Genomic DNA, 10,246 nt, shown 5'->3' with positions numbered 1-10,246 from the left:
CGCCGAAGACGGCGACCTTCCTAGAGACAAAACTTCTCGAAAGGTTTTTCGATTGCCTCAGCGTTCGCGCTCAAGCACCTCATCCGCCTCGTTGACAATTTTGCCGCGGGTTTTCAGTTCACTGACGATCACCGCCGCCACGATCAACACCGCACCTACCAGCGCAATCGCCGGCAACCGCTCGCCGGCCAGGCGCCCGGCAATACCGGCCCACACCGGCTCGCCGGCATAGATCAGCGTGGCGCGGGTGGGCGAGACGCTTTTCTGCGCCCAGTTCATCGCCACCTGGATCGCCGCGCTGGCCGCCCCGAGGCCCACGGCGCTGACCAGCAACAGCCAGGAAAAGTCCGGAATTCTTTCCTGGGTGGGCACCACCATCAAAAATGCCAGCACCGCCGTGCTTGCCAGTTGCACCACGGTTACCCGGCGCACATCGACCTGGCCGGCGTAGGCGCTGATCAGGATGATTTCGGCGGCAATGGCGATGGCGCTGATCAGCGTGGCGATTTCACCGGGGCTGAAATTCAACGACGCCCCGGCCGGGCCCGACACCAGCATCAACCCGGTGAACGCCAGCATGATGCCCAGGCTCGGCATCAAGCCGGGCCGACGGCCCAGCACCAGCCACTGCAACAGCGGCACGAACGGCACGTAAAGTGCGGTGATGAATGCCGATTGGCTGCTGGGAATGGTCTGCAGGCCGACGGTCTGCAAGCCATAGCCGAGCATGATCGCCACGCCGATGAAGCTCCCGGCCTTGAGTTCGAACAGGGTCAGGTCCCGCAGATGCCGCCACGAAAACAGCGCAACAAAGGCAGCAGCGGCGGCAAACCGCAGGCCCACGAAAAACATCGGCCCGCTGACCGTCATGGCGTGTTGCACCAGCAAGAAAGTCCCGCCCCAGATCATGGTGATCAGCACCAGCACGCATTCGGCCTTGCTGAACCTTGAGAAACGGGAGGGAGCTTGAGGGGAGTTCACCGATGCCATGACCTTGCGCGCCACTTGAGGCGGACGCACAATGCGCCCGAAGAAGGTGGGCAGTATAATGCGCAACCCCAGCAGATGAGCAATATAGTGCACAAAGAAAACGGCCAGCGGGCATCCGTCCTGCAACACGTCAGCCAGAACGTCCGCCGCCTGCGGCACGCCGCGCAGCTCAGTCAGACAACCCTGGCCGAACTGTCAGGGGTCAGCCGGCGCATGTTGGTGGCCATCGAGGCCGGCGAAAAGAACGTCAGCCTGACCACCCTTGACCGTGTCGCCGAAGCCCTCGACGTGGCCTTCAGCGACTTGATCCAGGCCCCCGATGCCCGCGACCCGAGTCGCATCAACGAACTGGCCTGGGCCGGTACCATCCCCGGCAGCAAAGCCGTGCTGCTGGCCAAGGCCACCGCCAGCCGCGAAGTCGAACTTTGGGAATGGCGCCTGGAGCCCGGTGAGCATTACCCATCCGAACCTGATGCCGATGGCTGGAGCGAGCAGCTCTATGTGTTCGAAGGCTGCCTGACCCTTACGCTGGGCAGCGCAGAGCACCAGATAGGCGCCGGTGAGTTTTTCATGTTTGCCAGCAACCAGCCCCATGCCTATCGCAATGAGGGGCCGGTGGCGACGAGATTCGTACGCAACGTGGTGATTTGATTCCTGGAGAGCGACATGCATACAGCGCTGGATCGACCTGGCAGCAGCATCACCCGCGAGGCCGATGTTTTGATCATCGGCGGTGGCCTGAGCGGAGCCATGCTGGCGGCGCAGCTACTGCGCCTGCCTGGCCGGCGCAACGTGCTGATCGTCGAGCCGCGCAGCGAGTTGGGCCGGGGCGAGGCCTACAGCGCCGTGGAGCTGGGCCACACCTTGAACGGCAACGCCGCGCGAATGAGCGTCGATCCGGACAACGCCGATGACCTGACCCAATGGCTCGCCGAATTCATCGAGGCCGGCGGCTGGCCCGAGTCGGATCAGCAGCATGTGCCGGTCAGCGAGCTGTTCCCGCCCCGGGGAATCTTTGGTTTATATGTGCAGCAGCGTCTGGCCGAAGCCCGGGCGCTGGGGGCCCGCAATGGCTCTGTGGCGGAGCATGTGCGCGGGGAGGCCGTGGATCTGCAGGTCGCCGGTGATGCCGTGCTGCTGACGCTTGACGATGGCCAGACGTTGCGCGGACGTTGCGCGGTGCTAGCCACCGGTATGTTCCCGGCGGCGCGCACCCCGCAGACCGAATCCAGCGGCTTGAATGCCGCCGCGCTGGACCCTTGGGATGTAGCGGCGATGCGTCGGCTCGATCCGCAATCCACGGTGTTGATCATTGGCTCAGGGCTGACGATGGTGGATGCCGTGGTGTCCCTCGAGCAGGCCGGGCATCGCGGACCTATCGAAGTGTTTTCCCGCCATGGTCTGCTGCCCCATGTGCGTCGACAACCGCCTGAGTGGGTGGACTTTCTCGCCGCCGATCACAGCCTCCGCTCGCCACGCCAATTAATGCGCGCTCTGCGTGAGCAATGCCGTCAGGCCCAGGCCGAAGGCATCGACTGGCAGGCCCCGCTGGACACGGTGCGTGCGCACATCGGGCGCTTGTGGAGCCAGGCCAGCGATGTGCAGCGCCGGCAATTCGTGCGGCATGTACGACCCTGGTGGGAGAGCCATCATCATCGTTCGCCGCCTCTGAGCGCTGAGCTGGTGGCGCGGTTGCACGAGGAAGGGCGGTTGCGGATCCAGGCAGCGTCGTTCAAGGGGCTGGCGCCGTCTGCCGAGGGAGCGGTGAACATCCGCATTCGCCGAAGGGGCGAGGCAGACCTGACGGTGGTGCAGGGCGCTGCGCTGATCAACTCCAGTGGCATTGAATACGATTGGCGCCGGGTTGCACGACCGTTGCCCCAACAACTGCTGGCTCGCGGATTGGTCCAGCCCGGCCCGCTGGCCCTGGGCATCGCCGCCCGTCCCGATGGCGCGGTGCTGGATGCCCAGGGCGAGCCTGCCAGTCGTCTGTTCGCCATGGGGCCACCGTTGCGCGGGATGTGGTGGGAAAGCACCGCTGTGACCGATGTGGCAAGCCAGGCCAAGGCGTTGGCGGCGCGGTTGGTTGAGTGGCAAACCCAATACCCACGTTGAACACAGTCCCCTGTGGCGAGGGAGCTTGCTCCCGCTGGGTTGCGCAGCAACCCCAAGGAGGCTAGCTGCAGTCAACCTGACACACCGGGTGAATTGTTTTGGGGCTACTTCGTAGCCCAGCGGGAGCAAGCTCCCTCGCCACGGGGTGTTCACTCGCGTGTGAGGTTACAGCTCGCTGATGTTCACCCAGCGCTGTTCCCTCGCCGCCAGGCGAATCGCCGCCGCCAGCCGCTCCACTTCCCAGGCTTCTGCAAAATCGGTCCCGTCCCCGCCTTGGCCCGCGAGGGCCATGATCAGTTCCTGGACTTCCAGGGTCTTCAATTCGTTGTACCCCAACTGATGCCCGGCCGCTGGGCTGAACGCGGCATAGCCCGGCAGATCCGGGCCGGCCAGCAGGCGCTGGAAGCCCCCTTGGCCGACGCGGCACAGGCGCAGTTCATTCAGCCGTTCCTGATCGAACACCAGGGTGCCGAGCGTACCGCTGATCTCGAAGCTCAAGTGGTTTTTGTAGCCGTGCTTGAGCCAACTGCTGCTGACCGTGCCTCGGGCGCCGCTGGTGAAGCGCAGCAGGGCGTGGACCTGGTCATCCACGGCGATGGTGCGCTGCTCAGTGTTGCCGGCACTGGCGGGGCGTTGGCTGTGTACGGTCTGGCTGTCGGCACACACGGCCTCGACATCGCCCAATAAATGACGGGCCATGGCCAGCAAGTGACTGCCCAGGTCCGCCAATGCGCCGCCAGCATGGGCGGCTTCGCAGCGCCATGACCACGGTGAGGTCGGATCGGCCATGAAGTCTTCGCTGAACTCGCCCTGGAAACTGATGATCTGCCCCAGTTCCCCGCGCCGGATCATGTCACGCGCCCGTTGAATGACTGGATTGTGCTGGTAGTTGTAGCCGACCCGCGTGACCACGCCGGCCGCCTTGGCTGCCCGTTGCATCTGGTCGGCCTGTTCCAGCGACACGGCCAGGGGCTTTTCACAATAAACCGGCTTGCCCGCTGCCAGCGCAGCCATGGCCATCGGGAAGTGCAAATGGTTGGGCGTGGTGATGGCGATCAGGCCGACCTTCGGGTCGTCGATCAGTTGTTGCCAGTCGCTGTGGGCCGTCTCGAACCCCCAGCTCTGGGCGCACTGCCGGGCACGCTGGGGATCGGCATCGGCCAGCGCCGCCAGTTTCAGGTTCAGGGGGAGGTCGAACACCGCTTTGGCATTGTGAAACGCCAAGGCATGGGCACGGCCCATGAAGCCAGTGCCAATCAGACCGATGCCGAGTTCGCGCATGAGAAAGAGCCCTTTGAATTTTTATTTTCAGAAGGGCTCTTTATGGAATAGATATTCGCATATTGCAAATACTGGAATAAATATTCTTTTGTTGGCACTCCCTGCACCACCCCCTGTGGGAGCGAGCCTGCTCGCGATAGCGGTGGATCAGTGACATCAATGCTGGCTGATCCAACGTCATCGCGAGCAGGCTCGCTCCCACAGGGGAAACATCATCAGGAGAGGAAACCCCCATCCACATTCAGCGCCACACCGGTAGTATAGCTGGACGCATCACTGGCCAGGTACAGCACCGCGCCGGCCATTTCGCTTGGGTCGGCCACGCGCTTGAGCGGGATCTGCGCCAGGGCGGTTTTCAGGATCGCGTCGTTCTTGACCAGCGCCGAGGCGAACTTGGTGTCGGTCAGGCCCGGCAGCAAGGCATTGCAGCGGATGCCGAATTGCGCGCATTCCTTGGCGAACACCTTGGTCATGTTGATGACTGCAGCCTTGGTTACCGAGTAGATGCCCTGGAAGATCCCCGGCGAGATGCCATTGATCGACGCCACGTTGATGATGCTGCCGCCACCGTTTTCGCGCATCAGCTTGCCGGCTTCGACCGACATGAAGAAATAGCCGCGAATGTTCACGTCGACGGTTTTCTGGAATGCCCCCAGGTCAGTGTCCAGCACGTTGCAGAACTGCGGGTTGGTGGCGGCGTTGTTCACCAGGATGTCCAGGCGCCCGAACTGCTCGCGGATACCGGCAAATACCTGGCTGATCTGTTCCATTTCACCGATGTGGCAGGCGATGGCGGTCGCTTTGCCGCCAGCGGCGATGATGGCATCGGCCACGTGCTGGCAACCCTCGAGTTTGCGGCTCGAGACGATCACATGGGCGCCTTGCTGGGCCAGCAGTTTGGCGATGGCCTCGCCGATGCCGCGGCTGGCGCCGGAAACGAAAGCGATTTTACCGTCGAGGTCGAACAACTGAGTCTTGGACATGCTGTTTCCTTGTTATAGATGCGCTCAGAGCGTGGATTTGCTGATGACCTGCAGGCTCATCTGCTCCAGCAGTTTGTTCATCTGAACGAACTGCGCGAAGCGTTTGTCCTGGGTCTGGCCATGGAAGAAGCGGTAGTAGATCTGTTGGACGATGCCGGCCAGACGGAACAGGCCGTAGGTGTAATAGAAGTCGAAATTGTCGATGCGGATCCCGGAGCGTTCGGCGTAGTAATCGACGAACTCGCGACGGGTCAGCATGCCCGGTGCATGGCTGGGCTGGCGGCGCATCAGTTGTACCGGGGCGGGGTCGCCGGCTTCGATCCAGTAGGCGAGGCTGTTGCCCAGGTCCATCAGCGGGTCGCCAATGGTGGTCAGTTCCCAGTCCAGCACGCCGATGATCTGCATCGGGTTCTCTGGGTCGAGGATCACGTTGTCGAAGCGGTAGTCGTTGTGCACGATGCTGGAGGTGGGGTGGTCGGCAGGCATCTTCTCGTTGAGCCAAGCCTTGACCGCCTCCCATTTCGGCGCGTCCGGGGTCAGGGCTTTTTCGTAACGGTCGCTCCAGCCACGGATCTGCCGGGCCACGTAGCCTTCGGGCTTGCCCAGGTCGGCCAGGCCGCAGGCCTTGTAGTCAACCTGATGCAGTTCGACGAGGCGGTCGATGAAGCTCTTGCACAGGGCTTCGGTACGGGCAGCGTCAAAACCCAGTTCCGGCGGCAGGTCGGAGCGCAGGATGATGCCCTTGACCCGCTCCATCACGTAGAACTCGGCGCCCATCACCGACTCGTCGGTGCAGTGCACGTAAGCCTTCGGGCAATAGGGGAAACCTTCGCGCAACTGATTGAGGATGCGGAACTCACGGCCCATGTCGTGGGCGGACTTGGCTTTATGGCCGAACGGCGGACGCCGCAGGACGAATTCCTGTTCAGGGTATTCCAGCAGGTAAGTCAGGTTCGAAGCACCACCGGGAAACTGGCTGATCTGCGGCGTACCGGTCAGGCCTGGAATGTGGGCCTTGAGGTACGGGTCGATCAGACTGGCATCGAGTTCTTCACCGTCGCGGACACGGGTGGACTGATCAGTAAACGCCATGCTTATCCCTTCTGCTTATTTTGGAGGCCATCGATCATTGGCTAATCTAATGGCAGGTGAGAGGCGTCACAAGCACGCCAGGGTCTTATAGGTTAGCGTGTTGCAGGATAATCAGCGGGCCTGATGCCGGGTGGATGAGCTATGGTTTCAGCGTCTGTCGCTTTTCAGGGAGCCATCGCGATGGGATGCCCGCAAGTCTGTGGCACCGCAACCTTGCAATGCAGTTTCGGCGCCGCCCCGGCGGTGCTCAATGTGCTGCCGGTCAATCGGCTGCTGACCGGCGGGATGCCGGCGGCGAATATCATGGATCACATTCCCCTGGTGAACATCACCACCTTCGGCATGTGTCAAAGCCTCGCTAACCCGACCGTCGCCGCTGCGACTGCCGCGGCATTGGGCGTGCTGACACCCATGCCGTGCATTCCTGCCACCGCAACGCCCTGGATCCCCGGCGGCCCGCCGACCTTGCTGCTGGGCAACATGCCGGCCATCGATGCCAACAGCACCCTGATGTGTACCTGGGCCGGGGTGATCAAGATCGTCGTGCCGGGGCAGGTGCAGATGCTCATTCCTTGATTGGTTCGGACCTACAGGTAGGGATGATTTCCTGTGGGAGCGAGCTTGCTCGCGATAGCGGCGGTTCAGTTGGTGGAGATGTTGGCTGTACCACCGTCATCGCGAGCAGGCTCGCTCCCACATGGGTAAGGGGAAAGATAATAATTATGCTTGCGCCGGATCACTCCAGCGCCTGAACCACCAGCGCACCCTGGAAATCGGCTTGCCCTCTGCGTCCAGTGGTCGGCCGTCTTCGGCATAAGCGTGTGCCGGTTCCAGCAGTTGGCCGTTGAGGTAGCGGGCCTCGACGGCGGGGTTGCCATTGGGGTGCATGCGTCGATAACGACCGTCACGCACACCGTCACGATAGAACTCGGACTCGGCCAGTTGCCCATCGGGGAAATAGTTGTTCGCTTCACCGTGCAGCAACCCACCCCGATAAGTGGCCTGGCGCTGCAGCCCGCCTTCGGCGGCGTAAAAACTCGCCACGCCCTGCAGTTTGCCTTTGACGAAGGGCAACACCGCCGAGACTTTACCGTTGGGGTGATACAGCGTGCTGGTGCCTTGCAGCTCACCTTGCTGATAGTTGAGTTTCGCTTGCGGGCGCTGGGCCTCATCAATCTGCAGCGGGCCGTCGAGGTGGCCGTCGACCAGTTGCCCGCCCAGGTGGCTGTCGCCACGCTCCACGTCGAGTTTTTTCGAGGTCATTGGCACGCTCCCGTCAGTTGACCTTCACCAGGCCGCCCTTGATGGTCAGCATGCCGCCGCCGTCCACGGTCTGTTCGGCGGCGGCCTTGTTCACCAGGCTGATGCCGGCGTCGTTGGTCAGGGTGGTGCCGGCCTTGTTCTCCAATGACGTACCGGCCTGGTTGCTCAGGGCGGTTCCAGCCTTTTGGCTGATGGACGTGCTGGCCTGGGCCGCCAGGTCGGCACCGCTCTTGATCGCGAAACTGCCGCCGCTTTGCAGGGTCAGGGTGCCACTGACCTTGATGGTCAGGTTGCCGTCCACCGTCAGTTCATAGTTACCGGTGACCTTGTGCGCGTAGTTGCCCCCGGTGCTGTGGTTCTGGTCCGAACCCACGGTCACGGTGCGAGTGTCCTTCACATCGAGGCTGTCGCTGCCGGTCTGGATGGTCACGCTGCGTTTGCCCTTTTCCAGGGTGACGGTTTCGTCGCCTTCCTTGACCGTGCGAGTGCGCGCGTTCTGCACCGTGAGGGTTTCATCGTGACCGACCGTGGCGGTGGTGTCGTTGAGCACGTTGATGTTGAAGTCTTTCTGGGCCTGGAGAAAAACCTCCTCGGCGTCCTTCTTGTCCTCGAAGCGTAATTCGTTGAAACCGCCGCCGCCCTTGGACGAGTTGGTCTTGATCCCGGACTGGGTCTGGTTGGCCGGCAGCGCGTAGGGCAGGGCGTTGTCGCCGTTGTAGACACAACCGGTCACCAGCGGCCGGTCGGGGTCGCCGTCGATGAAGGTGACGATGACCTCCTGGCCGATGCGCGGCACGAACTGCATGCCAAACCCCTTGCCGCTCCAGGGCAAAACCACACGAACCCAGCAGGATGAACTCTCGTCGTTCTTGCCGGTGCGGTCCCAGGGGAACTGCAACTTGATCCGCCCGTATTCATCGGTCCAGATTTCTTCGCCGGCCTTGCCCACCACCAGTGCCGTCTGGGTGTGCATGCGTGGTTTTTGCGTGGTGCGGGGCGGTCGATAAGTCGTTGCCTTGGGAATCGCCTCGAAGCGGTTTCGGTAGCTATCGTGGCTGGCTTCGTGGCTGACCGAGGTCACCACCCAATCGATATTCAGCGTCGAGTCTTCATGGCCGGCGAGGGTGAACCAATACCCCGGCACCAGCCAACGGCAGTCGCTTTCGCCGACAAAACGCTTCTCCTGACTGCGCAGGCCATCCACCCGTTGTTTGGTCAACGCATCGCCCTGGCCCTTGGCGTCATAGCCGCCCGGATGCTCGTATATCGAACTCGGCCCGGCGACGGCTTCGGCCTGGCTGTAGAGCGAAGTCGTTGGCGTGGTGAATTGGTAGTCGGTTGCCTGGTAGACCCCGGCCACCGCTTGCAGGCACACCTGGCCTGAGCGGATGCCATGCAGTTCCCGATCACCTATTTTCTGCCCGAGATAATTCACCGTCGGGCCATTGGGGATCGGCAAGAACGCATCATTGTTGTCAGCCAGCACCAGCGTGTGCGTGCCTTGTTCGTGGCTGAAAAACCAGAAGATTCCGTCTTCTTCCATCAAGCGCGAAACAAAGGCCAGATCGGTTTCGCCGTATTGCACACAGTATTCGCGTGGTGTGTAGCTGCCGGTGAGTTTGAGCTGGAAATCGGTGAAACCATGGGCCTTGAAAATCGTGGTGACGATGTCCGAGGTGGCGAGGTTCTGAAACACCCGATTGTTGCTCGCCAGGGTCAGCCACCAAAGCCACGGGCGCAATAAAAGTTGATAGCGTTCGGCGGTGGCGTCGGCGGGGAGCTGGCGGATCTCCGCGACCAGAAAATCCAGCGGGCGCAACAAGGCGTCCTTGTGCAGCGTCATGGTGACATGGCTGGCGACAGCGCTGGTGAGGGTCAGCGAAGGGCCGTCGTTGATGCCGTTGAGGATGTGCGAGCCCAACGCATTGAGGCTCTCTTCGCCGGACAGCGATTCCGGATACAGCGCTGACAGCGTGGCAGCGGTGAGGGAGAGGGTGGTGTTGCTGTCGGTGGAGCGGGGCATCGATTGTCCTCAGCGCCTTTAAATATCGTCAGGAAATCCTTCGACCGGGCCTGCCCATAAACATGACTCAACCGGGAAAGGAACATTGTCCAGTTGATTGGTATTGACCCCAATGCGTTGAGCGCAAATTTTGTCAGGCTCGCCAACTTTTTTAATCTTGATGAATCCGCTATTTACGTAATCATCCACTTTCTTCATCTGTTTTGGTTTTATCCATGCGAGGTTGAAATACAAAACATAGACTTCTGACAGTTTGCTAATGCCGAGTTTCTCTTTTTTCTCCCGTATTTCAGACGGTGGTATGGTCGTTAAATAGAAACCTTCTTCATGCTGCTTTTTGAACCAGGCCCACTTTTGAGGTTGATTCATCGTGCATTTCCACTCCCGGACGGCGGGGGTGCCGATTTGATTATCAGTGATGGATTTGGCCGCTGACTGGGTGGTGTAGTGATAGAACTTCATAAGGGCTCCGGTCCAACTCAGAAAGTCTTAACAGGCG

The 10,246-nt window shown here is 61.5% G+C and carries 10 protein-coding genes; 3 read left to right on the top strand and 7 right to left on the bottom strand.

Annotation, left to right across the window (positions count from 1 at the left end):
- Positions 1 to 57: 57 nt before the first annotated feature.
- Complete coding sequence (locus GKKCFE_RS12890) at positions 58 to 1,083, bottom strand: DMT family transporter (protein WP_445577947.1); 1,026 nt, start codon at positions 1,081 to 1,083, stop codon at positions 58 to 60.
- Between GKKCFE_RS12890 and GKKCFE_RS12885 the strand changes: the two genes are divergently transcribed.
- Together GKKCFE_RS12885 and GKKCFE_RS12880 are read left to right on the top strand one after the other, a co-directional pair.
- Positions 1,078 to 1,641, top strand: a complete 564-nt coding sequence (locus GKKCFE_RS12885) for a helix-turn-helix domain-containing protein (protein WP_047225723.1) — start codon at positions 1,078 to 1,080, stop codon at positions 1,639 to 1,641. The genes GKKCFE_RS12890 and GKKCFE_RS12885 overlap by 6 nt on opposite strands.
- A 15-nt stretch (positions 1,642 to 1,656) precedes the next feature.
- Positions 1,657 to 3,105, top strand: a complete 1,449-nt coding sequence (locus GKKCFE_RS12880) for an FAD/NAD(P)-binding protein (RefSeq protein ID WP_445577946.1) — start codon at positions 1,657 to 1,659, stop codon at positions 3,103 to 3,105.
- A gap of 165 nt (positions 3,106 to 3,270) precedes the next feature.
- On the opposite strand, the gene GKKCFE_RS12875 is transcribed toward GKKCFE_RS12880, so the two are convergent.
- The 3 genes from GKKCFE_RS12875 to GKKCFE_RS12865 all read right to left on the bottom strand — a co-directional run bounded on the left by GKKCFE_RS12875 (position 3,271) and on the right by GKKCFE_RS12865 (position 6,461).
- Complete coding sequence (locus GKKCFE_RS12875; RefSeq protein WP_445577945.1) at positions 3,271 to 4,386, bottom strand: Gfo/Idh/MocA family protein; 1,116 nt, start codon at positions 4,384 to 4,386, stop codon at positions 3,271 to 3,273.
- 215 nt (positions 4,387 to 4,601) lie between these two features.
- Positions 4,602 to 5,369, bottom strand: coding sequence for an SDR family oxidoreductase (locus tag GKKCFE_RS12870; RefSeq protein WP_047225726.1), 768 nt, complete (start codon positions 5,367 to 5,369; stop codon positions 4,602 to 4,604).
- Between the two features lie 24 nt (positions 5,370 to 5,393).
- Positions 5,394 to 6,461, bottom strand: coding sequence for a phosphotransferase family protein (locus tag GKKCFE_RS12865; protein ID WP_076384387.1), 1,068 nt, complete (start codon positions 6,459 to 6,461; stop codon positions 5,394 to 5,396).
- Positions 6,462 to 6,641: 180 nt separating this feature from the next.
- On the opposite strand from GKKCFE_RS12865, the gene GKKCFE_RS12860 reads away from it, so the two are divergent.
- Complete coding sequence (locus GKKCFE_RS12860) at positions 6,642 to 7,037, top strand: DUF4280 domain-containing protein (protein WP_047225728.1); 396 nt, start codon at positions 6,642 to 6,644, stop codon at positions 7,035 to 7,037.
- Positions 7,038 to 7,181: 144 nt separating this feature from the next.
- On the opposite strand, the gene GKKCFE_RS12855 is transcribed toward GKKCFE_RS12860, so the two are convergent.
- Genes GKKCFE_RS12855 through GKKCFE_RS12845 form a run of 3 tightly spaced genes read right to left on the bottom strand, consistent with a single transcriptional unit; the run spans position 7,182 to position 10,209 of the window.
- Positions 7,182 to 7,724, bottom strand: coding sequence for a toxin-antitoxin system YwqK family antitoxin (locus GKKCFE_RS12855; protein WP_445577944.1), 543 nt, complete (start codon positions 7,722 to 7,724; stop codon positions 7,182 to 7,184).
- 13 nt (positions 7,725 to 7,737) lie between these two features.
- Positions 7,738 to 9,747 (bottom strand): type VI secretion system tip protein VgrG, encoded by a 2,010-nt coding sequence (tssI, locus tag GKKCFE_RS12850; RefSeq protein ID WP_047225730.1) that lies wholly within the window; start codon positions 9,745 to 9,747, stop codon positions 7,738 to 7,740.
- A gap of 18 nt (positions 9,748 to 9,765) precedes the next feature.
- Complete coding sequence (locus tag GKKCFE_RS12845) at positions 9,766 to 10,209, bottom strand: hypothetical protein (protein WP_047225731.1); 444 nt, start codon at positions 10,207 to 10,209, stop codon at positions 9,766 to 9,768.
- Positions 10,210 to 10,246 lie beyond the last annotated feature (37 nt).

The organism is Pseudomonas sp. E141, from assembly GCF_052659885.1.
The sequence above is the reverse complement of the archived record's forward strand: the minus strand, read 5'-3'. Positions and strand labels throughout refer to the sequence as shown.

Coding starts and splice junctions, on each gene's coding strand:
- GKKCFE_RS12860 (WP_047225728.1), top strand. CDS start 6,642: ATGGGATGCCCGCAAGTCTGTGGCACCGCAACCTTGCAATGCAGTTTC.
- tssI (WP_047225730.1), bottom strand. CDS start 9,747: ATGCCCCGCTCCACCGACAGCAACACCACCCTCTCCCTCACCGCTGCC.
- GKKCFE_RS12855 (WP_445577944.1), bottom strand. CDS start 7,724: ATGACCTCGAAAAAACTCGACGTGGAGCGTGGCGACAGCCACCTGGGC.
- GKKCFE_RS12845 (WP_047225731.1), bottom strand. CDS start 10,209: ATGAAGTTCTATCACTACACCACCCAGTCAGCGGCCAAATCCATCACT.
- GKKCFE_RS12870 (WP_047225726.1), bottom strand. CDS start 5,369: ATGTCCAAGACTCAGTTGTTCGACCTCGACGGTAAAATCGCTTTCGTT.
- GKKCFE_RS12865 (WP_076384387.1), bottom strand. CDS start 6,461: ATGGCGTTTACTGATCAGTCCACCCGTGTCCGCGACGGTGAAGAACTC.
- GKKCFE_RS12875 (WP_445577945.1), bottom strand. CDS start 4,386: ATGCGCGAACTCGGCATCGGTCTGATTGGCACTGGCTTCATGGGCCGT.
- GKKCFE_RS12880 (WP_445577946.1), top strand. CDS start 1,657: ATGCATACAGCGCTGGATCGACCTGGCAGCAGCATCACCCGCGAGGCC.